Below are 26446 nucleotides of genomic sequence, written 5' to 3'. Positions count from 1 at the left end.
CCTAGCCCTGCTTCATCAGGGTCGCCGCGAACGGCGCGAAGTAGGTCAGCACCCCGTTCGCGCCGGCGCGCTTGAAGGCGAGCAGGCTTTCCATCATCGCACGCTCGCCGTCGAGCCAGCCTCGCTCGGCCGCGCCCGCGATCATCGCGTACTCGCCCGACACCTGGAAGGCGAAGGTCGGCACGCCGAAGCGATCGCGCACGCGGCGGACGATGTCGAGATAGGGCATGCCGGGCTTGACCATCACCATGTCGGCCCCCTCGGCGAGGTCGAGCGCGACTTCACGCAGCGCCTCGTCGGTGTTGGCGGGATCCATCTGGTAGGTCTTCTTGTCGCCCTTGAGCGCGCTGCCAGACCCCACCGCATCGCGGAACGGCCCGTAGAACGCGGACGCGTATTTCGCGGCGTAGCTCATGATCCGCGTGTGGATGAACCCCTCGCCATCGAGCGCGGCGCGGATCGCGCCGATCCGCCCATCCATCATGTCCGACGGCGCGATGACGTCGATGCCGGCCTCGGCCTGCACCACCGCCTGGCGGCAGAGGATGGCCACGCTCTCGTCATTCGCGACATAGCCCTGGCGGATGACCCCGTCATGCCCGTGGCTGGTGTAGGGGTCGAGGGCCACGTCGCCGACGAGGCCGATGTCGGGCACTGCCTTCTTGATCGCGCGCGTCGCCCGGCACATCAGGTTCTCGGGGTTCGCACTCTCGGTGCCGTCCTCGTCCTTCGCCTCCTTCGGCGTGACCGGGAACAGCGCCAGCGCCGGGATGCCAAGGCTGCGGGCCTGTTCCGCCGCCGCAACGGCCAGGTCAATGGAGAGACGCTCGACGCCCGGCATGGACGCGATCGGCTCGCGCACGTTCGTTCCCTCGCGCACGAAGATCGGCCAGATCAGGTCATCGGCCGTCAGCTGGTTCTCCGAGACGAGCCTGCGCGTCCAGGCATCGTAGCGGTTGCGCCGCATCCTGATCGACGGGAAGCCACCCCCGGTCATGCTCACCTGGGTCATGCTCACTCCGCTGCCTTCTTCCGTGACGTTGCCGCATCGAGGGCCTGGGAAAGGTCGCCGATGATGTCGTCGATATGCTCGATGCCGATGGACAGTCGCACATAGCCTGGCGTCACGCCGGTGGCCGCCTGCTCCTTCGCCGAGAGCTGGCTGTGCGTGGTCGACGCCGGGTGGATGGCGAGCGTGCGCGCATCGCCGATGTTGGCCACGTGGTAGATCATGCGCAGCGAATCGATGAAGCGCTTGCCCGCTTCCGCCCCGCCGGCGAGCTCGAACCCCATCAGCGCGCCGTAGCCGCCGCGCAGATGCGCATCGGCCCGCGCGCGCGCTGTGCCCTCCTGCAACGAGGGGTGGATCACCCGCGTCACCTGCGGGTGGTTGGCGAGGAAGGAGGCGACCTTCAGCGCATTGGCGCAGTGCCGCTCCATGCGCAGCGGCAGGGTCTCGAGTCCCTGGAGGAACAGGAACGCGTTGAACGGCGACATCGGCGCGCCGAGGTCACGCTGCATCACCACGCGGGCGCGGATGATGTAGGCAATCGGGCCGAGCGGCTTCACTGCCTCCGTCCACACCGCGCCGTGGTAGGAGGGGTCGGGCGTCGTCAGCAGCGGGAAGCGCTCGCCATGCTTCTCCCAGTCGAAATTGCCGCCATCGACGATCATGCCGCCGATCGAGGTGCCGTGGCCGCCGATGAACTTGGTGGTCGAGTGCATCACCACCGCCGCGCCGTGTGCAAGCGGGCGGCAGAGGATGGGGGCCGCGGTGTTGTCCATGATCAGCGGCACGCCGAGCCTGCGGCCGATGGCGGCAACCTCGGCGATCGGGAACACCTGCAGCTTCGGGTTCGGCAGCGTCTCGGCGTAGTAGCAGCGCGTCTTCGCATCCGTCGCCGCGGCGAAGTTATCGGGGTTCTCGGGGTCGACGAAGCGGACCTCGATGCCGAACTGCTTGAACGTGTTGGCGAACAGGTTCCACGTGCCGCCGTAGAGGTCGGTCGAGGAGACGATGTTGTCGCCGGCCTGGCAGAGGTTGAGCACCGACATGGTGGTCGCCGCCTGGCCCGACGCGACCGCCAGTGCCGCCACGCCGCCCTCGAGCGCCGCGATGCGCTTCTCGAGCACGTCGACGGTCGGGTTCATGATGCGGGTGTAGATGTTGCCGAGTTGCTTCAGCGCGAACAGGTCGGCGGCATGCTCGGTGCTGTCGAACTGGAAGCTCGTCGTCTGGTGGATCGGCACCGCGACGGAGCCGGTCGAGGGGTCGCTGCGCCAGCCGGCGTGCAGTGCGATCGTTTCCGGATTGGTCATCTTCTGGTCCGACATTGGCGTGTCTCCCTTTTCGGGTTGGATGGAGCAGACGATGGCACACGTCGCAACGCGCGACCATGGCGAGGCGCTCCCCGAGGTGCTGATCGAGGAGCGACGGCTCGGGGCATGGCTGAAGATCGCCGCGGTCGACCCCCGCTCGGGCGAGGAGGCGGTGGCGATCGGGCCTGCCAACAACCCCGGTTCGGTGCGCCAGGCAGCGATCGGCAAACTGAAGCGGCGGCTCGCGGGGCGCTGACCCGGGGCTGGCGCCCGTGGCATGTTCGGTCATGCGCGCCATCCCTGCCGCCCCGATCCTCCTCGCTGCCCTGACCCTTCTCTCAGCGCCGCCGGCCGGTGCCGCGACGCCCGAGCGCGCCGCCATCCCGTCAGCCGACGGCACGGCCCTCGACGCGCTGGTGTTCCGCCCCGATGGGCCGGGGCCCCACCCCGCGATCATCCTGCTGCATGGCTGCGGCGGGCGTGACGATCGCCAGGGCGCGATGATGCCGCGCGATGCCGACTGGGCCTCACGCCTTGCCGCTGACGGATACCTCGTCGTCGCCCCCGACAGCTACGGCTCGCGCGGCCTCGGCCAGCAATGCACGGTGAGCAACCGTGCCGTCCTGCCGGGGCGCGAGCGGCGTGCCGATGCGCTCGGCGTGCGCGCCTGGCTTGCCGCGCGCCCCGATGTGCGGGCAGGCGCGATCGCGCTGATGGGCTTCTCCAACGGCGGCTCCACCGTGGTGCACACCGCCGATGCGCCGGGGTTCGCTGCGTTCGTCGCACTCTACCCGGGGTGTTCGCCTATCCTGCGCAAGCGCGGCTGGCGGCCTGCCTCGCCCATGCTGCTGCTGATCGGCGAGGCGGATGACTGGACGCCAGCCGCCCCCTGCGCGGCACTCGCCGCTGCCCACCCAGCCATCACCTACCGCGCCTATCGCGGCGCCCATCATGGTTTCGATGCCCCGAACTCGCCCGTTCGCGCCCTTTCGGGCCGCGCCTTCTCGGCCGATGGGTCGGGCCGCGTGCATGCCGGCACTGACCCGGCGGCGCGGGAGGATGCGCTCGCCCGCGTGCCCGCCTTCCTTGCGGCGACCCTACCCCGCTGATCCACCATCACTTTGGGGTTCCCTTCCGCACTGACCGCAGCCCGTGGTATGCCTCCCCTCCGCCCGGACGGTCCGGGCGTGACCGAGCGGACATGCAGGTGGCCCACAGCATCGCCTTCGGCGCCGATCATGGCGGCGTCCAGCTCAAGGACGCGCTGGCGGATGCCGCGCGCGCCCTGGGCCATGACGTGCACGATTTCGGCACGCAGGGCACCGAGAGCGTCGACTATCCCGATTTCGCCGCCCTGGTGTGCGAGGCCGTCGCCTCCGGCCGGGCGCGGTTCGGGGTGCTCGTCTGCGGCACCGGCATCGGCATGTCGATGGCGGCGAACCGCAACCCGGCCATCCGCTGCGCCCTGGTGCATGACGCGACTGGCGCGCGGCTCACCCGTGCCCACAATGATGCGAACGTGCTCGCGCTCGGCGCGCGCATGACGGGGCTGGAGCCTGCGCTCGATGCGCTCCGCGCCTTCCTCGACACCCCCTTCGATGGCGGCCGCCATGTCAGGCGCGTCGCCAAGCTCTCAGCCGTCACGGAGCCTGTCCGATGAACATCGCGACGCCAGCCACAACGCTCGACCGCTTCTTCAACGCCCCGCTCGCCGACACCGATCCCGCCATCGCCGCGGCCATCGGGGCGGAGCTCATCCGCCAGCAGGACGGGATCGAGCTCATCGCGTCGGAGAACATCGTCTCCCGCGCCGTGATGCAGGCCCAGGGCTCGGTGATGACGAACAAGTACGCCGAGGGCTATCCCGGCCGGCGCTACTACGGCGGCTGCGTCGAGGTGGACAAGGCCGAGGTGCTGGCGATCGAGCGCGCCTGCAAGCTGTTCGACTGCTCATACGCCAACGTGCAGCCGCATTCGGGCGCGCAGGCGAACCAGGCGGTGTTCCTTGCCCTGCTTCAGCCCGGCGACACGATCCTCGGCATGGACCTCGCCGCCGGCGGGCACCTGACGCATGGGGCCGCGGTGAACCTCTCGGGCAAGTGGTTCAAGCCCGTCACCTACGGCGTGCGCCGCGAGGACAGCCTGGTCGACATGGACCAGGTCGCGGCGCTGGCCCGTGAGCACAAGCCGCGGATGATCATCGCCGGCGGCAGCGCCATCCCGCGGGCCCTTGATTTCGCGGCATTCCGTGCGATCGCCGACGAGGTCGGGGCAATCCTTCTCGTCGACATGGCGCACTACGCCGGCCTCGTTGCCGCTGGCGTCTACCCCACCCCGCTGCCGCACGCGCACGTGGTAACCACCACCACCCACAAGACGCTCCGCGGCCCCCGCGGCGGGATGATCCTCTCCAACGACGAGGCACTGGGGAAGAAGATCAACTCCGCCGTGTTCCCCGGCCTGCAGGGCGGGCCGCTGATGCATGTCATCGCCGCCAAGGCGGTGGCCTTCGGCGAGGCGCTCACCCCAGGCTTCCGCACCTATGCCAAGGCCGTGGTCGAGAATGCCCGCGCGCTGTCGGACGAGTTGCTCGCGCAGGGCTTCGGCGTGGTGACGGGCGGCACCGATTGCCACCTGATGCTGGTCGATCTCCGGCCCAAGAACCTCACCGGCAAGGCAGCGGAAGCGAGCCTCGAGCGCGCGCACATCACTTGCAACAAGAACGCCATCCCGTTCGATCCTGCCAAGCCGATGGTGACATCGGGCATCCGCCTCGGCTCCCCGGCCGCGACGACGCGCGGCTTCGGTGTCGCCGAGTTCCGCGAGGTCGGGCGGATGATCGGCGAGGTGCTGGATGGCCTCTCGCGCAGCAACAATGGCGACAACGCAGCCGTCGAGGCAGCGGTGGCGGAGCGTGTGAAGGCGCTCTGTGCCCGCTACCCGATCTACCGGGACTGACCGGCAATGCGCTGCCCCTTCTGCGGCCATGAAGACACGCAGGTGAAGGACAGCCGTCCGACCGAGGACGGCACCGCCATCCGCCGCCGCCGCTCCTGCCCCTCCTGCGGGCAGCGCTTCACCACGGTCGAGCGCGTGCAGCTGCGTGAGCTCGCGGTGGTGAAATCCGACGGCCGCCGCGTGGCGTTCGACCGCGACAAGCTCGCGCGGTCGATCCGCATCGCGCTGAGGAAGCGCCCGGTGGACGAGGACCGGATCGAGCGCATCGTCAACGGGGTGCAGCGCCAGCTCGAGAGCTCGGGCGAGAGCGAGATCCCGTCGAAGGCGATCGGCGAGATGGTGATGGATACGCTGCGCGAGGTCGACCCGGTCGGCTATGTCCGCTTCGCCTCGGTGTATCGCAACTTCCGCGAGGCGAAGGATTTCGAGGCCTTCGTCGAGACGCTCGGCGGTGACCGCCCGCGCGGCAGCGGCAAGAGCTGACCACCCCTGATGGCCGTGGCGGATGACCTTGCCTGGATGCGGGCAGCGCTGACGCTTGCGCGGCGCGGCCTGGGCAATGTCTGGCCGAACCCTGCCGTCGGCTGCGTGATCGTGAAGGATGGCGTGGTGGTCGGCCGTGGCTGGACGCAGCCTGGCGGCCGCCCGCATGCCGAGACCGAAGCGCTGGGGCGGGCAGGGGAGAAGGCGCGGGGGGCGACGGCCTACGTCACGCTCGAGCCCTGCTGCCACTGGGGCCGCACGCCGCCCTGCACCGATGCGATGATCGCCGCCGGCATCGCGCGCGCCGTCATCGCGATGCGCGACCCCGATCCACGCGTGAACGGCGAGGGGGTGTCGCGCCTGCTCGCTGCCGGCATCGATGTCACCGAAGGGGTCGCCGAGGCAGAGGCGCAAGCGGTGAACCAGGGGTTCGTCTCGCGCATCAGGGCGGGAAGGCCGATGGTGACGCTGAAGCTCGCCGCCACGCTCGATGGCCGCATCGCAGCGGCAGGGGGCGAGAGCCGATGGATCACAGGGGCCCCCTCCCGCCGCCTCGCGCACATGCTGCGCGCTACGCATGATGCCATCCTCGTCGGCGCCAGCACGGCCACCTCCGACGATCCTGCGCTGACCGTCAGGCTCCCCGGCGTCGTTCCGCCCGGCCGTCCCGGCCCCGTGCGGGTGGTGGCCGATGGCAGGCTGCGCCTGCCGCTCACTTCCGTCCTGGTTGCCACGGCGCGCGAGACGCCAACCTGGGTCCTGACGCTGCCAGGCAACGACCAGGGGCGCATCAGTGCGCTGGCCGAGGCCGGCTGCACCGTCATCGCGGTCGCTCCTGACCGTGCGACAGGCCAGCCCGACATGGCGGAGGGCTTGCGCACGCTCGGCGCGCGCGGCATCACCCGCCTCCTGGTCGAGGGAGGCGGCACGATCGCCGCCTCGCTGCTGGCCGCTGGGCTGGTCGACCGGCTCGCCTGGTTCGGCGCGCCTGCGCTGCTGGGTGCCGATGCGGTGCCGGCCGTCGGCGCGCTTGCGATCCCCGGCATCGCCGCGATGCCACGCTTCCGGCGCATTGCCCTGACCGAGCACGGGGACGATGTGCTGCTTCATCTCGTGCGCGAGGAGTGACCCCGATGTTCACCGGTCTCGTCAGCGATCTCGGCACGGTGCGCGCCATCCTCCCAGCCGGCACCGCGACCGACCTTCGCATCGAGATTGCGACGGCCTGGAACACGGCCGCGATCGAGATCGGCGCGTCCGTCGCCTGTTCCGGCTGCTGCCTCACGGTGGTGGAGAAGGGGGAAGGCTGGATGGCCTTCAACGCCTCGGGCGAGACGCTGTCGAAGACTACCCTCGGCCGGTGGCGGGCGGGAACGCGGGTGAACCTCGAGCGCTCGCTGAAGGTGGGCGACGAGTTGGGCGGGCATCTCGTGTCCGGCCATGTCGACGGGGTCGGGGTTGCCGCCTCGGCCGAGCCGGAGGGCGGCAGCGTGCGATGGCGTTTCCGGCCCCCGCCGGCGCTGCTTCCCTTCATCGCCGCGAAAGGCAGCGTTGCGGTGGACGGGGTCAGCCTGACCGTGAACGACGTTGACGCCGACGGCTTCGGGGTCAACATCATCCCCCACACGGCGGCGGTCACGGGCTTCGGCGCGCTCCGCCCCGGCGACCCCGTCAATCTCGAGGTGGACATGCTGGCCCGCTACGTCGCACGCATCCTGGGCAGTCCCAATTCCGCAGGTCCTGGCGCGGGCAATCGCTGATGGGCGCACCCCAGGCACTCACGGTGGATTTCCGCGATTTCCTGTCGCCGACCGAGGAAATCATCGCCGAGGCCCGCCGCGGCCGGATGTTCATCCTCGTCGATGACGAGGACCGCGAGAACGAGGGCGACGTCGTGATCCCCGCCGAGTTCGCCGATGCGGCGGCGGTGAACTTCATGGCCCGCCACGCGCGCGGGCTCATCTGCCTCGCCATGACGCAGGAGCGTGTCGAGACGCTGGGCCTGCCGCTGATGAGCCAGGCCAACGGCACGCGGCACCAGACGGCCTTCACCGTCTCGATCGAGGCGCGCGAGGGTGTGACCACCGGCATCTCGGCGGCCGACCGGGCGCGCACCGTGGCGGTCGCGATCGATCCCGCCCGCGGCCCCGCCGACATCGTCACGCCTGGCCACGTGTTCCCGCTGATGGCCCGCGAGGGCGGCACGCTCGTGCGCGCCGGCCACACCGAGGCTGCGGTGGATATCGCCCGCATGGCCGGGCTGATCCCCGCCGGTGTGATCTGCGAGGTGATGAACGACGATGGCACGATGGCGCGCCTGCCCGACCTCGTTGCCTTCGCGCAGCATCACGGGCTGAAGCTCGGCACCATCGCCGACCTGATCGCCTATCGCCGCCGCACCGAGCGCCTGGTCGCGCGCGTGACGGAAACCGTGATCGAGAGCGAACATGGCGGCGATTTCCGCATGCTCGTCTACGCCAACACCGTCGAGTACGCCGAGCATATCGCGCTGGTGAAGGGGGACGTCACGACGGGCGGGCCCGTGCCGGTGCGGATGCACGCGCTGAACGTGCTGACCGACGTGCTCGGCGATCGCGCGAGCCGCGGCGGCGGCACCGACCTGCACCAGGCGATGCGCATGATCGGCGAGGAGGGGCGCGGGGTCGTCGTGCTGATCCGCGAGCCGCGGCCGACCGCACTCTCCGAACGCGTCGCACGGCAGAAGGATGGCGCGGCACCCACCTTGCGCGACTACGGCGTCGGTGCGCAGATCCTGCTCGACCTCGGCGTGCGCGAGATGGTGCTGATCACGAACCACCCGCGCAACATCGTAGGCCTCGAGGGCTACGGGCTTTCCGTCGTCACGCATCGCCCCATTCCACACGAAGGCACCTGACCCTTGGCCGAGACCGCTCCCCACATCCTCGTCGTCGAGGCGCCGTACTACCGTGAGATCGCCGCCGGCCAACTGGCGGGGGTAAAGCGCACGCTCGATGCCGCGGGTGCGACGCATGAGGTCGTGCAGGTGGCCGGGGCGTTCGAGCTGCCGGGCGCGATCCGTCTTGCGATCGGCGCGATGGCGCGCTCCGGCGGCCCGCGCTGGGATGGGTTCATCGCGCTCGGCTGCGTCGTGCGCGGCGAGACCGACCACTACGATCATATCTGCCGCGAAACGGCCCGCGGGCTGATGGACCTCTCGGTGCAGTTCGGCGCGGCAGTCGCGTTCGGCGTGCTGACGGTGCATGACGAGGCGCAGGCGCTGGCGCGTGCGCAGGCGGATGAGCTGAACAAGGGCGTCGAGGCCGCCAACGCCGTGCTCGTGCAGGTGGCCCTTGCACGCCGGTTCGGGCAATGAGCACTGCCGCCAAGCCACAGCGCCGCGGCCGCCAGCACGGCTCGGGCAAGGCGACGTCGGGGCGCCCGCGCACGGCCGCACGCCTCGCCGCCGTGCAGGCGCTCTACCAGGCAGAGCAGGGCGGCATCAGCGCCGAGACGGTGCTCGACGAGTTCGTTCGCCACCGTGTCGGCGGCAAGGACGGCGAGCCGCTCTCGGCAGGCCCCGTCGAGGATGGCGACGCGCCTGGGGCGGATGTGCCGCTGCTCGCACGCATCGTGCGCGGCTACGCGGTGAACGCCGAGGCGCTCGATGGCGTCGTCGTCGCCTCGCTGGTGGAGGATTGGCCGCTCGCCCGCCTCGATCCCGTGCTGCGCGCCATCCTGCGGGCCGCCGCCGCCGAACTGTTCGACGCCAAGGGCCCGCCCGCGCGCGCGGTGATCAACGAGTACATGGACGTGGCCCAGGGCTTCTTCGCCGGCGAGGAGCCGCGTTTCGCCAACGGCGTTCTCGACCGCATCGCGCGCACCCTGCGCGAGGGCGAGTTCACCGCCGAGGCCAGCCGGGCGTGACCGACCCCGAGCCGGCGGAGTTCGCGCTGATCGCGCGGCATTTCCGCCCGCTCGCAGCCAGCACCCCTGGTGCACTGGCGCTGTCCGACGATGCTGCCCTGCTCGACCCGCCTGCCGGCCGCACCCTCGTGCTGGCGGCCGACGCGATGGTCGCGGGCGTCCACTTCCTGCCTGACGACCCGCCGGAGACGATCGGGCGCAAGCTGCTTCGCGTGAACCTCTCCGACCTCGCCGCGATGGGGGCAACCCCGCTCGGCTACCTGATGACGACCGCACTTTCCCGCGAGACCGGCGATGCCTGGCTGGGCGCCTTCTCGCGTGGGCTCGCCGAGGACCAGGCGCTCTACGGCTGTGGCCTGCTCGGCGGTGACACGGTTTCGACCACCGGGCCCGTCACGCTCTCGCTCACCATCATCGGCTCGGTGGCGGAGGGCGGTGCGCTCAGGCGGAACGGTGCGCGCGAGGGCGACGCGCTCTGGGTCAGCGGCACGATCGGCGATGGCGCGCTCGGGCTCCTGGCACTCACCGGCCGGCTGGCCGCGCTATCGGATGGGGCGCGGGCAACGCTCGGCGCGCGCTATCGGCTGCCGCAGCCGCGACTCTCGCTGGGTGCGGAGCTCGGCGGCATCGCCACGGCCTGCATGGACGTGTCGGACGGGCTGGTGCAGGACGTTGGCCACCTCGCGCGCGCAGCGGGCCTGGGGGCCGAGATCGAGGCAGCCGACGTGCCGCTGTCGGAGGCGGCGAAGGAGGCCGTGGCGGCGGACCCGTCGCTGCTGGCGCGCTGCCTCTCGGGCGGGGACGATTACGAGCTCGTCTTCGCTGCTCCCGAGGAGAAGGCCGATGCGGTGATCGCGGCGGCGGTTCGGGCGCGGGTCGCGGTGCGGCGGATCGGGCGTTTCGTGGCAGGGCAGGGGGTTCACGTGACGGGCACCGATGGCGCGCCGATGCCGTTTTCCCGCGGCGGGTGGAGCCACGTGGCGTGAGCGGGCCCCGATGAGCGGGCCACGCGCCCTCGACCAGCGGCGGAACGTCACGCTGCTGTTCCTTTGCCAGTCGCTGAACCAGGCGGCGATGAGCGGGCAGGTGGCCATGGCCGCGCTGATCGGCCACAGCCTCGCCGAGCAGAAGGCCCTCGCCACCCTGCCGATGGCGGTGCAGATGGCAGCGACCATGGCGGCCTCCATCCCCGCCGCGTTCCTGTTCGGCCGCTACGGCCGCCGCGTCGGGTTCAGCGCGGGTGCGATCTGCCACCTCGTCGGGGCTGCGATCGCCTTCCTGGCCCTCTGGAGGGCCGATTTCCAGCTCTACCTGCTCTCGACGGTGTTCAATGGCCTCGCCTTCGGCACGGCCATGCACTACCGATTCGCGGCCGCAGAGGCGGCCGACATCAGCTATCGCCCGAAGGCGATCAGCCTCGTGATGGCCGGGGGCGTGTTCGGCGCCTTCGCGGGACCCGAGATCGTGAAGTGGACGAAGGACGGGTTCGCGCCCGTACTGTTCGCCGGCACCTATCTCGCCTTCGCCGTCATCCCGGCCGTCCTCGTTCTGCTGCTGGCCTTCACGCGCCTGCCACCCCCGCCGCCGCGCCAGGCGGGCGGGGCCTCTCTCGGCGGCCTGATCCGCAGGCCCGCCTTCCTCGTCGCCGTCATCTCGGGCGTCGTGGCGTGGGACACGATGAACCTCATCATGGCGGCCACCCCGCTCGAGATGATGCTCTGCGGCTACGGGGTGAACGACAGTGCGACGATCATCCAGTGGCACGCAGCGGCCATGTTCGCGCCCTCCTTCGTCACCGGCCACATCATCGCGCGCGTGGGCGTTGCCCGCGTCATCGCCACGGGGGCGATGCTGACGGCCGGCTGCGCCATCGTCGCCCTCCAGGGCTCAGAATTCGGCCATTTCATGGTGGCGCTGGTGCTGCTCGGGGTGGGGTGGAACTTCATGTTCGTGGGCGCCACGACGATGCTCACCACCGCCGTCGCGCCGGGCGAGCGCGTGCGCGCCCAGGCGCTGAACGACATGATCGTGTTCGGCTCGGTGACGCTGACGGCGGTGGGTGCGGGGGTGGTGCATCACCTGGTGGGCTGGGCGGTGCTGAACATCGCCATCCTGCCGCCGGTCGCTGTGGCCCTCCTCGCGCTTGGCTGGCACGCACGCCGGCGCAACGCTGTCCAGCCGGGCTGACATTGCGTGGTCGTTTGTTGTCTGGCATAGCACGAAGCGCCTCGCAGAGCCGTGAAGCGCCGGGCCAACCGGCGGGCGCCAGCGGCCTCGGGCACCGGCCATCTTCATCACTGTCGCGGCACATGCCGGCGGCACAACACCGATAACAGCCACGGGACCACGCCATGAGCCTCGCCTTCGTGATCCTCTGCGGTCTCCTCGCCATCGTGTACGGCGCCTACACCGCGCGCGTGGTGCTCGCCGCCCCAGCCGGCAGCGCGCGCATGCAGGAGATCGCCGCCGCCATCCAGCAGGGCGCGCAGGCCTACCTGAACCGCCAGTACTCGACGATCGCGATCGTCGGCGTGGTGGTCACCATCGTGCTCGCGGTACTGCTCTCGGTCTGGTCGGCGATCGGCTTCGTGATCGGCGCGGTGCTGTCGGGCGTTGCGGGCTATATCGGCATGAACGTCTCGGTGCGCGCCAACGTGCGCACGGCGGAAGCCGCGCGACAGGGCCTGCAGCCCGCGCTCGACATCAGCTTCAAGTCGGGTGCGATCACGGGCCTTCTCGTGGTGGGCCTCGGGCTGATCGGCGTTGCCGGGTACTGGGCGGTGCTGCGCAACGCCGGCGTCGGTGACCGCGTGGTGCTCGAGGCGCTCGTGGCGCTGTCGTTCGGCGCGAGCCTGATCTCCATCTTCGCCCGCCTCGGCGGTGGCATCTTCACCAAGGGCGCCGACGTGGGCGCCGACCTCGTCGGCAAGGTCGAGGCCGGCATCCCCGAGGATGATCCCCGCAACCCCGCCGTGATCGCCGACAACGTGGGCGACAACGTTGGCGACTGCGCCGGCATGGCGGCCGACCTGTTCGAGACCTATGCGGTGACGATCGTCGCCACCATGCTGCTCGGCGCGATCTTCTTCACCGGTGCTGCGCAGGCGACGCTGATGATGCTGCCGCTCCTGATCTGCGGCGTGTGCATCGCGGCCTCGGTCGTTGGCACGTTCTTCGTGAAGCTCGATGCCTCGAACGCGATCATGAAGGCGCTCTACAAGGGGCTGATCGCTACCGGCGCGATCTCGGCTGCGCTGATCTTCCTCGTCATCGCGCTGTACGCCGGCCTAGGCCGGATCGAGGGCGCGCCGTTCTCCGGCTTCGGCCTCTTCATCTGCGCGCTCGTGGGCTTGGGCGTGACGGCCGCGATCGTGTGGGTGACGGAGTACTACACCGCAACCGAGTATCGCCCCGTCATCTCGATCGCCAACGCCTCGACCACCGGCCACGGCACGAACGTGATCCAGGGCCTGGCGATGAGCATGGAGGCGACGGCCGCCCCCGTCGTCATCATCTGCATCGGCATCCTGGTGTCGTTCCTGACCGCGGGCGTCTACGGCATCGCCATCGCCGCGACCACGATGCTGGCACTCGCCGGCATCGTCGTCGCGCTCGACGCGTACGGCCCGGTGACCGACAATGCCGGCGGCATCGCGGAGATGGCGGAACTGCCGAAGGACGTGCGCGTCACGACCGATGCGCTCGACGCCGTCGGCAACACCACCAAGGCAGTGACGAAGGGCTACGCGATCGGGTCCGCCGGCCTCGCGGCGGTGGTGCTGTTCGCGGCCTATATCGAGGACCTGAAGCACTACTTCCCGAATGTGCCGGTCGAGTTCAGCCTGGCCGACCCCTATGTCGTGATCGGCCTCTTCATGGGCGGCATGCTGCCCTACCTGTTCGGCGCGATGGGCATGACGGCGGTCGGCCGCGCGGCGGGCAGCGTGGTGGTCGAGGTGCGCCGCCAGTTCCGCGAGATCCCCGGCATCATGGAAGGTACCGCCAAGCCCGATTACGGCCGGGCGGTGGACATGCTGACCAAGGCTGCGATCAAGGAGATGATCATCCCCTCGATGCTGCCGGTTCTCGCACCCGTGGTGCTCTGGGTCGTGATCGCGGTGATCGCCGGCAAGGCGGCTGCGTTCGCTTCGCTCGGTGCGATGCTGCTCGGCACGATCGTCACCGGCCTGTTCGTCGCGATCTCGATGACGGCCGGCGGCGGTGCCTGGGACAACGCCAAGAAGCTGATCGAGACGGGGCTGCACGGCGGCAAGGGATCGGAGGCGCACAAGGCCGCCGTGACCGGCGACACTGTGGGCGACCCCTACAAGGACACGGCCGGCCCCGCGGTGAACCCGATGATCAAGATCATCAACATCGTGGCGATCCTGATGCTGGCGATTCTCTCGAAGTTCTTCGGCTGACGCCGAAGAGCCATCAATGCAAAAGGGCCGGCGGAGCGATCCGCCGGCCCTTTTTCAATTGGCCCAGGTCTCAGAGGCCGGGCGCGCCAGGCCCCTGGCGGCTTGCGGCACCGCCCGGTGAGAACCGCCCGATATTGCCGAGCAGCATGCCGAGGAAGCTCACGTCGTTGCCCGGCGTCGGCGTCACCCGGTCGACAGGCTGGACCCGGGTTGCATCGGCCATCGTGATCACGTCGATCCGCTGCACGACGCCGCGCTGGTCGAACCTGACGGCGACGACCTCCTGGTCGATCAGCGCGTCCTTCCGGCCGATGCGGTTCTGCGTCACCCCGCCGATGTAGAACCAGCTCTCCTCGCCGAACACGTTCGTCGCCGTCGGGCTGCCGAGCAGGGCGGAGACATCGCTCCTCGTCTGCACCCCGGGTACGAGGTTGGAGAGCATTTCCTGGTCGACCCTATTGCCGCGCGTGTCGACCGAGGCGTCGATGACGCCGCAGCCGGGCGTGAGCGCGGCGGCGGCAAGCGTGCCGGCCAGGAGGAGGGTAGCCCAAGGGGATCGTGCCTGGCGTGCGGTCATGGTCGTTTCCGGGGCAGGGGGCCGTGAGCAGGTCACGCATCCGGTGTGGATTGACGCCCGGCCCCGCCGTGCCATCTCTGTCGGTGTCATATCGGTGCCTCTGCTGTCAACATGGCGGTGGCACACTCCAAGCCCGGCTCCCAGCCCGGGGAAGCGTACTGCCGGCATCCCGCCGCTGGGGCGCTGTCCAGGGATGCCCCGAAGAACGCCACCCCCCCAAGGACGCCAGCCCAGGACGCCAGCCCAGGACCCCCCCCAGGACGCAACCAGGGACGCCAACCAAGGACAACAGCGCCTCATGCCGCTCGCTTCACTGTTCCGCCGCCGGCGCTTCGAGCGCGAGGCCTACCTGCTCTACGGCGCCGCCGTGGCCACCGCCCGCGATCCCCTCTGGTATGCCGAGCTCGGCGTGCCCGACACGCTGGATGGACGATTCGACATGGTGTCGCTCTTCGTCTTCCTGCTGGTCGACCGGGCCCGGAGCGAACCCGTGCCCGAAGGCCCGGTGCTGGCCCAGGCGGTGTTCGACGCGATGTTCGCCGACATGGACCAGAACCTGCGCGAGATGGGGGTGGGTGACCTTTCCGTCGGCAGGAAGGTGAAGGTGATGTGGGAGGCGTTCAACGGCCGCGCGCAGGTCTATGCCGCCGCCGTCGACAGCCCCGAGGTCGGGGCATTGGCCGAGGCGCTTGGCCGGAACGTCTGGCGGGTCGATGCGCCGCCGCCCGGGGCGGCGCGGCTTGCCACCGCCATCCGCCGCCAGCGGGACGACCTGGCCGGCCAGGACTTCGCCACCCTCATCGCCGGGCAGGTGCGGCTGCTTCCGGCAGCGGCCCTGCTCGGGTGAGCGTCCCGAAGCCGGAACTGTCCAGGCCGATCGTCGTCGCGGCGCTGAAGCCTGCGGGCGAGACCAGGCACGTCACCGCCACGCCGGCCGAGGCCGCGGCACTGGCCCAGCGCCTGGGCCTCGAGGCGGTGCGGGATTTCGACGCGGAGGTGACGCTGAAGCCACGCGCAAAGGGCCAGGTCGTGCTGCGCGGCAGGCTTCGCGCCACGCTCGGGCGGCTCTGCGTCGTCACCCTCGAGCCGCTTGACGAGGTGATCGACGAGCGCATCGCCGCCGTCTTCGTCCCGGCCGAGCGGGCTGCGCCGGGGGTGGAGCTCTCGGTCGCGCCGGAGGGCGAGGATGACGAACCCTACGAAGGCCCGGGCTTCGACCTTGGCGAATACCTGGCACAGACGCTCGCGGTGGCGCTTGACCCGTGGCCGCGGGCTCCGGGCGCTTCACTACCGCCCGTTGTGGATGGCTGAGCTGCTTCCAACGCAAAGCGCGGCTGAACCCGCTGAGACATATGTAACTTTACGCGGCAGAGGGCCTCTGGTAGTCACGCTGCCTGCATCGTTTCCAATCTGTGACAGAGCAAGGCCCCCATCATGGCGGTTCCCAAGCGGAAGACGTCCCCCTCACGGCGCAACATGCGCCGTTCGCACGAGGCCTTGAGCACCGAGGCCAACGGCGAGTGCCCGAACTGCGGCGAGCTCAAGCGCCCGCATCACGTGTGCGGGTCCTGCGGCTACTATGACGGCCGCGAGGTCGCGCCAGCGGGTGACAAGCTGAAGGTCATCGTCCGCACCTGAGCGGTGGCTTGGCCTGCGCGTCGCGGCGACGGCGCCGCGCCCTGATGATCCCGGTCTCCACGGTGGTGGCTGACCGGTCGTCACGAAGCGGGGGTTCATGAGCGCACCATTCCCTCTCGTGATCGACGCCATGGGGGGCGACAAGGCCCCCGCGATGGTGATCGACGGGCTTGCCGTCGCGCTCGAGCGGCATCCTGGCACGCGTTTCCTCGTCATTGGCGACGAGGCGGTGCTTGCACCCCTGTTCGCACGGAGGCCGGCGCTCGCTGCCGCCTGCACCATCCGGCATGCGTTGGAGGCCGTGCCGAACGAGATGAAGCCGACAGCCGCACTCAGGCTGCGCGGGTCGTCCATGCGCATCGCGATCGACGCCGTTGCCTCAGGCGAGGCCGAGGGTGTCGTCAGTGCCGGCAACACCGGCGCACTCATGGCGCTCGCCAAGATCGTGTTGAAATCGCTTCCCGGCATCGACCGCCCGGCCATGGCCGGGATCGGCCCCTCGGCGCGCGGCGATTTCGTGATGCTCGACCTCGGCGCGAACGTGCAGTGCGATGCGCGCAATCTCGTCGAGTTCGCCGTGATGGGCGAGGTGTTCGCCCGCACCGTGCTCGGCCTGCGTACCCCCTCGATCGGGCTGCTGAATGTCGGGGCGGAGGAACTGAAGGGCGATGAGCGTGTGCGCCAGGCGGCCGAGGTGCTGCGCGAAAGTCATGTCTCGCCGCTGTTCCACGGCTTCATCGAGGGCCATGACATCGCCGGCGGTACCGTCGATGTGGTGGTGACCGACGGCTTCACCGGCAACGTCGCACTCAAGACGGGCGAGGGCACGCTGAAGCTGGTGCGTGACCTGCTGCGCCAGGTGTTCTCCTCCACGCTCGCGGCAAGGCTTGGCTACATCCTTGCCCGCCCGGCGCTCGAGCGCCTGCGCGAATGGCTCGACCCGCGGCGCTACAACGGCGCCGTGCTGCTCGGTCTCAACGGCGTCGTCGTGAAGAGCCATGGCGGCACCGACGCGCTCGGCTTCGCGCATGCGATCGACCTCGCGATGGACATGGTCACGCACGGGTTCAACGCGAAGATCGGCGAGGAGCTGCGCCAGCTCCGCGAGGAGGCCGCCGCCCGCGCCACGGGGGCGACCGCGGCCGATGGCGAGCAGGCGCAGCGCGCCGCTCTCGCCGGCTGATCGTCGCGGCGACGATGGACAGCATCTCCGAGCCCTCCGTCGTTCCGGTCGTGGCAGCGCCAGGGCTTGTGCGCTCGCGGATCGCCGGCTTCGGCGGCGCGCTTCCCGACCGCATCGTCACGAACGACGATCTCGCCGCGAGCCTCGACACATCGCATGAGTGGATCATGGAGCGGACGGGCATCCGCGAGCGGCGCATCGCCGCGCCCGGCGAGCTCTCCTCCGACCTGGCCGCCGCCGCGGCGCGCGGTGCGCTCGCCGATGCCGGGCTCGGGGCGGAGGCGGTGGACGGGATCGTTCTCGCCACCTCCACGCCCGATCGCACCTATCCCGCCACCGCCGTCGCGGTCCAGGCCAAGCTTGGCATCACGCGAGGCTTCGCGTTCGACATCGCCGCGGTCTGCACCGGCTTCATCTACGCGCTCGCGGTAGCCGATGCGATGATCCGCTCGGGCGCGGCCCGCACCATCCTCGTGATCGGCGCCGAGGTGAACAGCCGCATCCTCGACTGGACCGACCGCGGCACCGCGGTGCTGTTCGGCGACGGGGCAGGGGCGGTGGTGCTGCGCGCCGTCGACACCCATGGCGGGGCCGGGGAGGCGCGGGTGCTTTCCACGCACCTGCACGCCGATGGCCGCCACGCCGACATCCTGCTGGTCGATGGCGGCCCTGGGCTGACGGGCACGGTCGGGCATGTGCGGATGCAGGGGCGCGAGGTGTTCCGCCACGCCGTCTCCAAGCTCGCCGCGGTGGTGGACGAGGCGCTCGCGGCCAACGGCCTCCGCCAGGGCGACGTGGACTGGCTGGTGCCGCACCAGGCCAATCTCCGGATCATCGACGCGCTCGGCCGCAAGCTCGGCCTGCCGCCGGAGCGCGTGGTGGTCACGGTCGATCGCCACGCCAACACATCCGCCGCCTCGATCCCGCTGGCCCTCTGGGAAGCGCACACCGATGGCCGGCTGAAGCCCGGCCAGCTGGTGCTGATGGAGGCGATCGGCGGTGGGCTCACCTGGGGCGCGGCCCTCGCGCGTCTCTGAGGCGGGGTTCCGACGCGTTTTCTGCGTCCGATCCTAAAGCTCTGATCTTCCGTCATTCGGCTGCGTGTGCTTTCTTGACGTCGCCGTGAATCGGCTGTTAGCGTCACGACAACGACACATCGGCGAAGGAACCGCATGGCGGGCACCACGGTCACGCGCGCACAACTGGCCGAGGCCGTCTATGAGCAGGTCGGCCTGTCGCGCAACGAATCCGCACAACTCGTTGAAACTGTTCTCGAGCTTGTCGCCGGCGCGCTTGAGGCGGGCCAGCCGGTGAAGATCTCGTCGTTCGGGACCTTCGCCGTCCGCCAGAAGGGCCGCCGGGTTGGCCGCAATCCCAAGACTGGCGTCGAGGTGCCGATCCTGCCTCGCAAGGTGCTGGTTTTCCGGCCAAGCCAGGTGCTGAAGGCGCGCGTCAACGGCCTGACCGCCCCGGATGAGGACGATGCATGAGCACTGACCTCGATCCGCCGGCCCAGCGCGGGACAGGCCGCAAGGCAGCCTCTGCCTTCCGTACGATCAGCGAGGTAGCGGACGATCTTCACATCCCGCAGCACGTCCTGCGCTTCTGGGAGACGAAGTTCCCGCAGCTGAAGCCGCTGAAGCGCGGCGGCGGCCGGCGCTACTACCGGCCGGAGGATGTCGAGCTGCTCCGCCGGATCAGCGATCTGCTCTACATCCAGGGCTATACGATCAAGGGTGTGCAGCGGCTGCTGCGCGAGGGTGGGAGCGAGGATGGCGCGGAGCCGCTCGACGACCTGCCCGATGCCGAGCCTGAGGTGCGGCGGCCGCAACTGCCGTTGCCTGGCATGCCGGCCGGCAGCGCGGAGCCTGAGCGTCCGCGAGGGCCGAAGCCCGTGGTCCGCGTCCGCGCCGAGCGTGCCGCTCCGCCGTCCGCGGAGGCGCCTGCGGGCGCGGGGCGGGAGGTCGCGCTTCGCGCCGCGCTCGCGGACCTGCTGGCCGAGCTCCGCGCGATCCGCGCGCTCATCGACGTTCCGGGTCCCCGGGACTGAGGCCTGTTTGCGTGCGGCCTGCGCCGCGCGGCGTTGACACGCGCTGACCCTTGGGCGATCACAGCGCCGTCGGAGCGTAGCGCAGCCTGGTAGCGCATCAGTCTGGGGGACTGGGGGTCGTCGGTTCGAATCCGGCCGCTCCGACCATCATCCGCAGTGACACAGCATCTCTCCGCGCCGGCCTTCAGCGGCAGCGAGGGTCCTGGCGCCATATCAACCCATCCGGCCCCCCCTCCGTCCGCGCCGGCATCCGGCCGGGCGATCAGCGAAGCTGTTGGTGGATCATGCGCGCGACTGATCCGTACGAAGGCACGCTGCGCCTGGGTTGACTGTCATCAAAGCTTCATCGAACTGAAACGGCTATGCCTCCGGCCGTACCTAAGGTGCCGCCTGCCAGGAGTTGGGGTGGCCGGGAGCCGCCCTGGCAACGTGTGACAAGGGAGAGGTGGAGTGAGCATCCGAAACATGGCCCTCGCGGCCGCTGCCGGGCTCGTCCTGACAATCGGGACGGCCGCTGCGCAGCAGATCACCGGGGCAGGGGCGACGTTCCCCGCGCCGCTGTACCAGAAGTGGGGCGAGGCGGCCGAGCAGCCCACGGGCCTCAAGCTGAACTACCAGGCCATCGGGTCCGGCGGTGGCATCAACCAGATCACGAATCGCACCGTGCAGTTCGGCGCGACCGACGCGAACCTGACCGCCGAGCGGCTGGGCCAGGCGAACCTGTTCCAGTTCCCGACGGTGCTGGGCTCGATCGTGCTCGTCTACAACATTCCGGGCGTCGAGAGCGGCAAGCTGCGACTGACCGGCGAGATCGTGGCCGACATGTATCTGGGCAAGATCCGCCGCTGGAACGACCCGCGGTTGGTCGAGCTGAACCGCGAGCTGACGCTGCCGAACCTGCCGATCGCGCCGGTCTACCGCGCCGACGGCTCGGGCACGACGTTCCAGTTCGCGGGTTACCTCTCGATCGTCTCCGACGAGTTCAAGACCAGCGTCGGCCAGGGCACCTCGGTTCCCTGGAAGGCCGGCACGGGTGGCCGCGGCAACGCGGGTGTGGCGGGCATCGTGCGCCAGACGCGTGGCTCGATCGGCTATGTCGAGCATGCCTATGCCAAGCAGAACAACCTCGCCATGGCGCAGCTGCGCAACAAGGCCGGCCGGTTCGTGTACCCGACCGAGGACACGTTCCAGTCCTCGGCGGCCGCGGCCGACTGGCTGTCGGACCCGACCTTCGGGATCACGCTGCTCGACCAGCAGGGCGAGAACAGCTGGCCGATCGTGGCGCCAACCTACATCCTGCTGCCGAGGAACCCGACGGACGTGGCGGCGAGCCGCAACGTGATGCGGTTCTTCGACTGGGCGTATGGCGCCGAGGGCGACAAGCTGGCCGATGAGCTCGGCTACATCCCGCTGCCCGAGAACGTGAAGAACGTGGTGCGCCAGGCCTGGGCGCGCGAGATCAAGGGCCCGAACGGCGAGGCGGTCTGGACGGGCGGCGGTTCGTGAGCCTGTCCCGCTGCGCCGTGCAGTGACGTGACTGTCGGGTGGTGCGGCGAGGCCGCGCCACCCGGTCCTGCCTTGAGTGAGTGTCCATGGGGATGCGGCGCGGCGGCGTCGGAGTGGGGATCGTGATGCAGCAGGCGGCAAGCGCGGCGGTGCTGGGAAGCCAGGGGGCGGGAGGAAGGGCGCGGCGTGCGCGCAAGTCCACCAGGCTCGGCGACCAGATCTTCGAGGCAATCGTCACGGGCGCGGGGCTGCTCGTGCTCTCCCTGCTCGGTGGCATCATCGTGCTGCTGTTCATCGGCGGCTGGCCCGCCTTCAGGGAGTTCGGCTTCGACTTCTTCGCCAGCACCGAGTGGGACTCGGTGCGCGAGAAGTTCGGCGCCGTCATCTCCGTGTATGGCACGCTCGTCACCTCCATCATGGCGATCGTCTTCGCGGTGCCCGTCGCCTTCGGCGTCGCCTACTTCCTGACCGAGCTTGCCCCCGAGTGGCTGAAGCGCCCGATCGGCATCGCGATCGAGCTGCTCGCCGCCGTTCCATCGATCATCTACGGCATGTGGGGCCTGTTCGTGCTCGCGCCCGTGATCGCGACCTACGTGCAGCCGCCGATCCAGGACCTGACGATGGACATCCCCATCCTGCAGGACCTGTTCGGCGGGCCGGCCTTCGGCATCGGCATCTTCACCGCCGCGCTGATCCTCGCGATCATGATCCTGCCCTTCATTGCAGCGACCATGCGCGACGTCTTCATGCAGGTGCCGGCGATCTACAAGGAGAGCGCCTACGGCCTCGGGGCGACCAAGTGGGAGGTCGTGCGCAACGTCGTGATCCCGTACACATCGAGCTCGGTGGTCGGCGGCATCATGCTCGGCCTCGGCCGTGCGCTCGGCGAGACGATGGCGGTCACGTTCGTGATCGGCAACGCGAACGCCATCAGCCCCTCCGTGTTCGCCACCGGGAACACGATCGCCTCTGTGATCGCGCTCGAGTTCCCCGAGGCGTTGCAGGGATCGCTGAAGCTGTCCTCGCTGCTGGCACTCGGCTTCATCCTGTTCGTCATCTCCTTCATCGTGCTCGCCGCATCGCGCTTCATGCTGCGGCCGCGGCTCGCGAAGTGACCCAGGAAAGCGATCAGGGGAACATGACCAATGGCTGACGCAGTTCCCACCGCCACCGTTCCCCGCCCGATGCGCCAGGCGAACTCCGCGCTCGGCCGCCGGCGCAAGCGGATCGACCGGGTGGTCTCGGTGTTCGCCTACGTGTCCACGGCGATCGGCCTCTTCTTCCTGGCGTGGCTGCTGGTCACGCTGTTCGGCCGTGGCTTCGCGGCGTTCAACCTCAGCGTGTTCACACTCTCCACCGCACCGCCGGGCAGCAATGGCGGCCTGCTCAACGCGATGGTGGGAACGCTGATCCAGACAGCGCTCGGCACCGCGATCGGGGCGCCGATCGGGCTGCTCGTCGGCACCTATCTCGCCGAGTACGCGCGCAACACCTGGCTCGGCAACGTGGTGCGGTTCGTCTCCGACATCCTGCTCTCCGCGCCGTCGATCCTGATCGGCCTGTTCGTCTACCAGCTGATCGTGATCAACACCGGCGGGTTCTCCGGCTGGGCCGGCGTCGCCGCACTCGCGATCATCGTCATCCCCGTCGTCGTGCGCACGACCGAGGACATGCTGCGGCTGATCCCCGATACGCTGCGCGAGGCAGCCATCGGCCTCGGCTCGCCCAAGTGGGTGATGATCCGCTTCGTCTGCTACCGCGCGGCGATGCAGGGCATCATCACCGGCGTGCTGCTGGCGATCGCGCGGATCGCGGGCGAAACGGCGCCGCTGCTGTTCACCTCGCTCGGCAACCTCAACTGGTCGACCAACCTGAACGAGGCGATGCCGAGCCTGCCGATCACGATCTACCAGTACGCCGCGAGCCCGTATGACGACTGGATCGCGCTCGCCTGGGTCGGCGCGCTGATCATCACGATCGCCGTGCTCGCGCTGAACATCCTTGCCCGCTACGTCATCCGGACGGAACCTTCCAAGAAATGAGCGAGACCATGAGCAACGACAGCCAGCCCGCGACGGTCGTGGCCGATCCGGGCACCACGCGCAGCTTCGGCGGCATGACCGCCCGCTCGACCGAGGAGTTGAACACCGCGCGCATCGAGTGCCGGAACCTCGACTTCTTCTACGGCGACAACCGTGCGCTGAAGTCGGTCAACCTGCGTTTTCCCGAGCGCCAGGTGACGGGGATGATCGGCCCGTCGGGCTGCGGCAAGTCGACGCTGCTGCGCGTGCTGAACCGGATGTTCAGCCTCTACCCGGGCCAGCGCGCGACCGGCGAGGTGCTGATGGATGGCGAGAACATCATCAGCGACAAGGTCGACCTGAACTTCCTGCGCGCGCGCATCGGCATGGTGTTCCAGAAGCCGACGCCGTTCCCGATGACGATCTATGAGAACGTCGCCTTCGGGATCAAGCTTCATGAGAAACTGTCCAAGCGCGACATGGACGAGCGCGTCGAGTGGTCGCTCCGCCGCGCCGCCATCTGGGACGAGGCGAAGGACCGGCTGCACACCAACGCCATGGGCCTCTCGGGCGGCCAGCAGCAGCGCCTCTGCATCGCGCGCACCATCGCGGTGAAGCCCGAGGTGATCCTGTTCGACGAGCCGACCTCGGCGCTCGACCCGATCTCGACGTTGAAGATCGAGGAGCTGATCGACGAGCTGAAGCGCGACTTCACCATCGTGATCGTCACGCACAACATGCAGCAGGCTGCACGCTGCGCCGACCAGGTGGCGTTCTTCTTCCTGGGCGAGATGATCGAGGTCGCACCCGCGGCCGATCTCTTCACCCGCCCGAAGCACCCGAAGACGCAGGAATACATCACCGGGCGCTTCAGCTGAACGCCGGGCAGAAGGGAGCGCAGACGTGAGCGAGCACATCGTGAAGGCATACCAGGAGGAGCTTCGCATGCTCCGCGACCTGATCGCCCGGATGGGCGGCATGGTCGAGAACCAGCTCTCCCAGGCCACGAACGCCATGGTTCGCCGCGATGTCGGCCTCGCCTCGCGGGTGGTGGAGGCCGACCCGCAGGTCGACGCGCTCGACCGCGACATCGCGCACCATGTGGTGAAGCTGCTGGCGCTGCGCCAGCCGGTCGCATCCGACCTCCGCCTGATCGTCGCGGCGATGCGCATCGCCTCCGACCTCGAGCGGGTGGGCGACTATGCCGCCAATGTCGCCAAGCGTTCGATCGTGCTGGCGCAGATGCCGCCGCAGGTCTCGATGGGCCCGCTCGAGCGGATGAGCCGCATGGTGCAGGAGATGCTGAAGGACACGCTCGATGCCTTCGCCACCGACGATGCCGCGAAGGCGATGGAGGTGTGGCGCCGCGACGAGCCGGTGGACGAGATGTACAGCGCGCTGTTCCGCACGCTGCTGACCTACATGATGGAGGATCCGCGCAACATCACGCCGTGCACGCACCTGCTGTTCATCGCCAAGAACCTCGAGCGCATCGGCGACCATGCGACCAACATCGCCGAGATCATCCATTTCGCCGTGGTGGGCGAGGAGCCCTCGGGCATGCGGCCGAAGGGCGACACCTCTGCCCTCGCCTCTGCCGACATGGGGGAGACGGGCCGTGCGCCTTGAACCGACGCAGAGTGCAGCGGCGACGATCGCGAGCATGATGAAGCCCCTGATCCTGGTGGTCGAGGACGAGGCGCCGCTCGTGACGATGCTTCGCTACAACCTCGAGAAGCAGGGCTTCCGCGTCGAGGAGGCGACCGACGGTCAGGAAGCGCTTACCAAGATCGCCGAGGTGAAGCCCGATCTCGTGCTGCTTGACTGGATGCTGCCGGCGATGTCGGGCATCGAGGTGTGCCGCCAGATCCGGCGCAAGCCGGGCACGCGCGACCTGCCGGTGATCATGGTCACCGCACGCGCCGAGGATGCCGATGCCGTGCGCGGCCTCAACACCGGCGCGGATGACTACATCACCAAGCCCTTCCCGATGGAGACGCTGCTCGCGCGCATCCGCGCCCTGCTCCGCCGCTCAGGCGCGACACCGGCCAAGGGCACGCTGAAGTTCCACGACATCACGATGGACCTTGCCGCCCACCGCGTGCAGCGGCAGGGGCGATCGGTGCATCTCGGGCCGACCGAATTCCGCCTGCTCGAGTTCTTCATGCAGCACGCCGGCCGCGTGTTCTCGCGCGAGGAACTGCTCGATGCGGTGTGGGGCCCCGACATCCATGTCGAGCCGCGCACGGTCGACGTCCACATCCGCCGCCTGCGGAAAAGCCTGAACGGCCCGGATGAGCTCGACGTGATCCGCACCGTGCGCGCGGCAGGCTACGCGCTCGACACGGAGCCGTCCGGCTAACCTGCCGCGAGTTCGCGCAGCGTCGCGAGCAACGCCGCCGGGTAGGGGATTCCGTTCGCGCGGTTCGCCGCGCGCGTAGCCAGCCGACGGTCGCCCGGGAGCCTGGTCCCGGGCTCCTCCAGCACCCGCGCGGTGATCGCTGCCACCCGGGCGGTGACGGCCTGGGCATTGCCGCCGACAGCACCTGGGGCGATCGCGATGAAACTCTGCCCGATGCGCGGCGGCCCTCCCTTGTCGTCGAGGAATGACGACGCCTCGAAACCCGCGTTCGAGGCGGTGAGGCCTGCGGTCAGCAACTCGACCATCAGCACCAGCGCGGCTCCCTTCGCACCGCCGATCGGCAGCATCGCCCCGCCAAGTGCAGCGGCGGCATCGGTCGTTGGTGCGCCACTGGCATCGACGGCCCAGCCTTCCGGGATCGCCTCTCCCTTCTGGGCCGCGACCATGATGCGCCCGCGCGCCACGACCGAGAGCGAGAGGTCGATCACCAACGGGTCACGCCCCGGCACGGGGCAGGCGAAGGCGATGGGGTTGGTGCCGAACAGCGGCGTGCCGCTGCCGGCGGGCGGGATGGCGGCGGGGCTGTTGGTGAAGGCGATGACGAAGCCGGCCGTCTCGCGAGCAAGGTCCTCCACGAACAGGCCCATCGCACCGGCGTGGTGGCTGTTGCGCACCCCGCAGGCGACGACGCCCTGGGCCGGGAGCAGGGAGGCCATCCAGGAGAGGCCAAGCGCGATCGCCGGGTAGGCGAGCCCGTCATCGGCATCGACCGCGACGGTCCCCGCCGCGGGGCGCGAGACGGCCGGCGCGGCGCTGCCCTTGATCTTGCCCGAGCGAAGCTGCGCGGCGTAGGCCGGCAGGCGGGAGAGGCCGTGGCTGGCGATGCCATCGAGATCGGCGAGTGCGAGCATGTGGGCGGTGTGGGACGCAGCATCGGGCGAGGCGCCGGCCCGCCGCAGCGCGGTGATGCCCAGGCTCTCGGCCGCGTCGAGGGTCAGTCGTTCGGTTGCCATCGTATG

The 26446-nt window shown here is 69.7% G+C and carries 30 protein-coding genes and 1 tRNA gene; 27 read left to right on the top strand and 4 right to left on the bottom strand.

Features of this window, described 5'->3' with window-relative positions; genetic code table 11:
- Position 1: 1 nt before the first annotated feature.
- Together hemB and Q0C38_RS10480 are read right to left on the bottom strand one after the other, a co-directional pair.
- The gene (hemB, locus tag Q0C38_RS10485) at positions 2-997 is read right to left on the bottom strand and encodes a porphobilinogen synthase (RefSeq protein WP_291297046.1); all 996 of its coding nucleotides are present in this window, start codon (positions 995-997) and stop codon (positions 2-4) included.
- A gap of 17 nt (positions 998-1014) precedes the next feature.
- A complete protein-coding gene (locus Q0C38_RS10480) occupies positions 1015-2334 on the bottom strand; it encodes an O-acetylhomoserine aminocarboxypropyltransferase/cysteine synthase family protein (protein ID WP_408870023.1) in 1320 nt (439 codons plus the stop codon).
- A 37-nt stretch (positions 2335-2371) separates the two neighbouring features.
- On the opposite strand from Q0C38_RS10480, the gene Q0C38_RS10475 reads away from it, so the two are divergent.
- From Q0C38_RS10475 to Q0C38_RS10415, 13 genes are all read left to right on the top strand, one after another.
- Positions 2372-2575 (top strand): DUF6898 family protein, encoded by a 204-nt coding sequence (locus Q0C38_RS10475; protein ID WP_291297028.1) that lies wholly within the window; start codon positions 2372-2374, stop codon positions 2573-2575.
- A gap of 31 nt (positions 2576-2606) precedes the next feature.
- Positions 2607-3428: a dienelactone hydrolase family protein gene (locus Q0C38_RS10470; RefSeq protein WP_291297027.1), complete on the top strand. Its 822-nt coding sequence runs from the start codon at positions 2607-2609 to the stop codon at positions 3426-3428.
- A gap of 98 nt (positions 3429-3526) precedes the next feature.
- Positions 3527-3979, top strand: coding sequence for a ribose 5-phosphate isomerase B (rpiB, locus tag Q0C38_RS10465; protein WP_408870022.1), 453 nt, complete (start codon positions 3527-3529; stop codon positions 3977-3979).
- Complete coding sequence (glyA, locus tag Q0C38_RS10460; RefSeq protein ID WP_291297025.1) at positions 3976-5277, top strand: serine hydroxymethyltransferase; 1302 nt, start codon at positions 3976-3978, stop codon at positions 5275-5277. The genes rpiB and glyA overlap by 4 nt, the downstream gene beginning before the upstream one ends.
- A 6-nt stretch (positions 5278-5283) precedes the next feature.
- A complete protein-coding gene (gene nrdR, locus Q0C38_RS10455; RefSeq protein ID WP_291297024.1) occupies positions 5284-5760 on the top strand; it encodes a transcriptional regulator NrdR in 477 nt (158 codons plus the stop codon).
- A 9-nt stretch (positions 5761-5769) separates the two neighbouring features.
- Complete coding sequence (gene ribD / locus Q0C38_RS10450) at positions 5770-6888, top strand: bifunctional diaminohydroxyphosphoribosylaminopyrimidine deaminase/5-amino-6-(5-phosphoribosylamino)uracil reductase RibD (protein WP_291297023.1); 1119 nt, start codon at positions 5770-5772, stop codon at positions 6886-6888.
- 5 nt (positions 6889-6893) lie between these two features.
- Positions 6894-7520, top strand: a complete 627-nt coding sequence (locus Q0C38_RS10445) for a riboflavin synthase (RefSeq protein ID WP_291297022.1) — start codon at positions 6894-6896, stop codon at positions 7518-7520.
- Positions 7520-8656 (top strand): 3,4-dihydroxy-2-butanone-4-phosphate synthase, encoded by a 1137-nt coding sequence (ribB, locus tag Q0C38_RS10440; RefSeq protein ID WP_291297021.1) that lies wholly within the window; start codon positions 7520-7522, stop codon positions 8654-8656. Before Q0C38_RS10445 ends, ribB begins: the two co-directional genes overlap by 1 nt.
- Positions 8657-8659: 3 nt before the next feature.
- Complete coding sequence (gene ribH / locus Q0C38_RS10435) at positions 8660-9115, top strand: 6,7-dimethyl-8-ribityllumazine synthase (RefSeq protein WP_291297020.1); 456 nt, start codon at positions 8660-8662, stop codon at positions 9113-9115.
- Positions 9112-9666 (top strand): transcription antitermination factor NusB, encoded by a 555-nt coding sequence (nusB, locus tag Q0C38_RS10430; RefSeq protein ID WP_291297019.1) that lies wholly within the window; start codon positions 9112-9114, stop codon positions 9664-9666. Before ribH ends, nusB begins: the two co-directional genes overlap by 4 nt.
- Entirely contained in the window at positions 9663-10652 is a 990-nt protein-coding gene (gene thiL / locus Q0C38_RS10425; protein WP_291297018.1) for a thiamine-phosphate kinase, read from the top strand. Before nusB ends, thiL begins: the two co-directional genes overlap by 4 nt.
- Positions 10653-10662: 10 nt before the next feature.
- A complete protein-coding gene (locus Q0C38_RS10420) occupies positions 10663-11853 on the top strand; it encodes an MFS transporter (protein ID WP_291297017.1) in 1191 nt (396 codons plus the stop codon).
- Positions 11854-12017: 164 nt separating this feature from the next.
- Positions 12018-14090, top strand: coding sequence for a sodium-translocating pyrophosphatase (locus Q0C38_RS10415; RefSeq protein WP_291297016.1), 2073 nt, complete (start codon positions 12018-12020; stop codon positions 14088-14090).
- Between the two features lie 70 nt (positions 14091-14160).
- Here the strand turns inward: Q0C38_RS10415 and Q0C38_RS10410 are convergent, their stop codons facing one another.
- Positions 14161-14667, bottom strand: coding sequence for an outer membrane protein assembly factor BamE (locus Q0C38_RS10410; RefSeq protein WP_291297015.1), 507 nt, complete (start codon positions 14665-14667; stop codon positions 14161-14163).
- 298 nt (positions 14668-14965) lie between these two features.
- Here Q0C38_RS10410 and Q0C38_RS10405 point away from each other — a divergent pair, with 298 nt between their 5' ends.
- The 14 genes from Q0C38_RS10405 (at position 14966) to phoB (ending at position 25427) form a co-directional block, all read left to right on the top strand.
- Positions 14966-15514: a ubiquinol-cytochrome C chaperone family protein gene (locus Q0C38_RS10405; RefSeq protein WP_291297014.1), complete on the top strand. Its 549-nt coding sequence runs from the start codon at positions 14966-14968 to the stop codon at positions 15512-15514.
- Positions 15511-15978, top strand: a complete 468-nt coding sequence (locus tag Q0C38_RS10400) for a DUF177 domain-containing protein (RefSeq protein WP_291297013.1) — start codon at positions 15511-15513, stop codon at positions 15976-15978. Before Q0C38_RS10405 ends, Q0C38_RS10400 begins: the two co-directional genes overlap by 4 nt.
- A gap of 123 nt (positions 15979-16101) precedes the next feature.
- Positions 16102-16305: a 50S ribosomal protein L32 gene (gene rpmF / locus Q0C38_RS10395; protein ID WP_291297012.1), complete on the top strand. Its 204-nt coding sequence runs from the start codon at positions 16102-16104 to the stop codon at positions 16303-16305.
- Between the two features lie 97 nt (positions 16306-16402).
- On the top strand, positions 16403-17488 hold the full coding sequence (plsX, locus tag Q0C38_RS10390) for a phosphate acyltransferase PlsX (RefSeq protein WP_291297011.1): 1086 nt from the start codon (positions 16403-16405) through the stop codon (positions 17486-17488).
- A gap of 14 nt (positions 17489-17502) precedes the next feature.
- Positions 17503-18525 (top strand): beta-ketoacyl-ACP synthase III, encoded by a 1023-nt coding sequence (locus Q0C38_RS10385; RefSeq protein WP_291297010.1) that lies wholly within the window; start codon positions 17503-17505, stop codon positions 18523-18525.
- A gap of 135 nt (positions 18526-18660) precedes the next feature.
- Positions 18661-18978 carry an integration host factor subunit alpha gene (locus Q0C38_RS10380; protein WP_291297009.1) on the top strand — a complete coding sequence of 106 codons (318 nt, stop codon included), beginning with the start codon at positions 18661-18663 and terminating at the stop codon, positions 18976-18978.
- The gene (locus Q0C38_RS10375; protein WP_291297008.1) at positions 18975-19538 is read left to right on the top strand and encodes a MerR family transcriptional regulator; all 564 of its coding nucleotides are present in this window, start codon (positions 18975-18977) and stop codon (positions 19536-19538) included. The genes Q0C38_RS10380 and Q0C38_RS10375 overlap by 4 nt, the downstream gene beginning before the upstream one ends.
- 70 nt (positions 19539-19608) lie before the next feature.
- Positions 19609-19685, top strand: a tRNA-Pro gene (locus tag Q0C38_RS10370).
- A 303-nt stretch (positions 19686-19988) separates the two neighbouring features.
- Positions 19989-21044, top strand: a complete 1056-nt coding sequence (pstS, locus tag Q0C38_RS10365) for a phosphate ABC transporter substrate-binding protein PstS (RefSeq protein WP_291297007.1) — start codon at positions 19989-19991, stop codon at positions 21042-21044.
- 125 nt (positions 21045-21169) lie between these two features.
- Positions 21170-22159 carry a phosphate ABC transporter permease subunit PstC gene (gene pstC / locus Q0C38_RS10360; RefSeq protein WP_291297006.1) on the top strand — a complete coding sequence of 330 codons (990 nt, stop codon included), beginning with the start codon at positions 21170-21172 and terminating at the stop codon, positions 22157-22159.
- Between the two features lie 30 nt (positions 22160-22189).
- Positions 22190-23086: a phosphate ABC transporter permease PstA gene (gene pstA, locus Q0C38_RS10355; RefSeq protein WP_291297005.1), complete on the top strand. Its 897-nt coding sequence runs from the start codon at positions 22190-22192 to the stop codon at positions 23084-23086.
- Positions 23087-23094: 8 nt separating this feature from the next.
- Positions 23095-23943 (top strand): phosphate ABC transporter ATP-binding protein PstB, encoded by an 849-nt coding sequence (gene pstB, locus Q0C38_RS10350; RefSeq protein ID WP_291297004.1) that lies wholly within the window; start codon positions 23095-23097, stop codon positions 23941-23943.
- Between the two features lie 25 nt (positions 23944-23968).
- Complete coding sequence (phoU, locus tag Q0C38_RS10345) at positions 23969-24694, top strand: phosphate signaling complex protein PhoU (RefSeq protein WP_291297003.1); 726 nt, start codon at positions 23969-23971, stop codon at positions 24692-24694.
- Positions 24695-24728: 34 nt separating this feature from the next.
- Positions 24729-25427, top strand: a complete 699-nt coding sequence (gene phoB / locus Q0C38_RS10340) for a phosphate regulon transcriptional regulator PhoB (RefSeq protein ID WP_291297044.1) — start codon at positions 24729-24731, stop codon at positions 25425-25427.
- Here the strand turns inward: phoB and Q0C38_RS10335 are convergent.
- On the bottom strand, positions 25424-26440 hold the full coding sequence (locus tag Q0C38_RS10335; RefSeq protein ID WP_291297002.1) for an Ldh family oxidoreductase: 1017 nt from the start codon (positions 26438-26440) through the stop codon (positions 25424-25426). The genes phoB and Q0C38_RS10335 overlap by 4 nt on opposite strands.
- Positions 26441-26446 lie beyond the last annotated feature (6 nt).

It is taken from the genome of Elioraea sp. (genome assembly GCF_022842375.1).
GTDB lineage: Bacteria > Pseudomonadota > Alphaproteobacteria > Acetobacterales > Acetobacteraceae > Elioraea_A.
This window is presented reverse-complemented; position numbering and strand designations above follow the sequence as displayed.

Bases quoted from the DNA above. Each gene is read 5' to 3' on its own strand.
- hemB (WP_291297046.1), bottom strand. From the start codon at position 997: ATGACCGGGGGTGGCTTCCCGTCGATCAGGATGCGGCGCAACCGCTAC.
- Q0C38_RS10480 (WP_408870023.1), bottom strand. From the start codon at position 2,334: ATGTCGGACCAGAAGATGACCAATCCGGAAACGATCGCACTGCACGCC.
- Q0C38_RS10475 (WP_291297028.1), top strand. From the start codon at position 2,372: ATGGCACACGTCGCAACGCGCGACCATGGCGAGGCGCTCCCCGAGGTG.
- Q0C38_RS10470 (WP_291297027.1), top strand. From the start codon at position 2,607: ATGCGCGCCATCCCTGCCGCCCCGATCCTCCTCGCTGCCCTGACCCTT.
- glyA (WP_291297025.1), top strand. From the start codon at position 3,976: ATGAACATCGCGACGCCAGCCACAACGCTCGACCGCTTCTTCAACGCC.
- nrdR (WP_291297024.1), top strand. From the start codon at position 5,284: ATGCGCTGCCCCTTCTGCGGCCATGAAGACACGCAGGTGAAGGACAGC.
- ribD (WP_291297023.1), top strand. From the start codon at position 5,770: ATGGCCGTGGCGGATGACCTTGCCTGGATGCGGGCAGCGCTGACGCTT.
- Q0C38_RS10445 (WP_291297022.1), top strand. From the start codon at position 6,894: ATGTTCACCGGTCTCGTCAGCGATCTCGGCACGGTGCGCGCCATCCTC.
- ribB (WP_291297021.1), top strand. From the start codon at position 7,520: ATGGGCGCACCCCAGGCACTCACGGTGGATTTCCGCGATTTCCTGTCG.
- nusB (WP_291297019.1), top strand. From the start codon at position 9,112: ATGAGCACTGCCGCCAAGCCACAGCGCCGCGGCCGCCAGCACGGCTCG.
- Q0C38_RS10420 (WP_291297017.1), top strand. From the start codon at position 10,663: ATGAGCGGGCCACGCGCCCTCGACCAGCGGCGGAACGTCACGCTGCTG.
- Q0C38_RS10415 (WP_291297016.1), top strand. From the start codon at position 12,018: ATGAGCCTCGCCTTCGTGATCCTCTGCGGTCTCCTCGCCATCGTGTAC.
- Q0C38_RS10410 (WP_291297015.1), bottom strand. From the start codon at position 14,667: ATGACCGCACGCCAGGCACGATCCCCTTGGGCTACCCTCCTCCTGGCC.
- Q0C38_RS10405 (WP_291297014.1), top strand. From the start codon at position 14,966: ATGCCGCTCGCTTCACTGTTCCGCCGCCGGCGCTTCGAGCGCGAGGCC.
- rpmF (WP_291297012.1), top strand. From the start codon at position 16,102: ATGGCGGTTCCCAAGCGGAAGACGTCCCCCTCACGGCGCAACATGCGC.
- plsX (WP_291297011.1), top strand. From the start codon at position 16,403: ATGAGCGCACCATTCCCTCTCGTGATCGACGCCATGGGGGGCGACAAG.
- Q0C38_RS10385 (WP_291297010.1), top strand. From the start codon at position 17,503: ATGGACAGCATCTCCGAGCCCTCCGTCGTTCCGGTCGTGGCAGCGCCA.
- Q0C38_RS10380 (WP_291297009.1), top strand. From the start codon at position 18,661: ATGGCGGGCACCACGGTCACGCGCGCACAACTGGCCGAGGCCGTCTAT.
- Q0C38_RS10375 (WP_291297008.1), top strand. From the start codon at position 18,975: ATGAGCACTGACCTCGATCCGCCGGCCCAGCGCGGGACAGGCCGCAAG.
- pstC (WP_291297006.1), top strand. From the start codon at position 21,170: ATGCAGCAGGCGGCAAGCGCGGCGGTGCTGGGAAGCCAGGGGGCGGGA.
- pstA (WP_291297005.1), top strand. From the start codon at position 22,190: ATGGCTGACGCAGTTCCCACCGCCACCGTTCCCCGCCCGATGCGCCAG.
- pstB (WP_291297004.1), top strand. From the start codon at position 23,095: ATGAGCAACGACAGCCAGCCCGCGACGGTCGTGGCCGATCCGGGCACC.
- phoB (WP_291297044.1), top strand. From the start codon at position 24,729: ATGATGAAGCCCCTGATCCTGGTGGTCGAGGACGAGGCGCCGCTCGTG.
- Q0C38_RS10335 (WP_291297002.1), bottom strand. From the start codon at position 26,440: ATGGCAACCGAACGACTGACCCTCGACGCGGCCGAGAGCCTGGGCATC.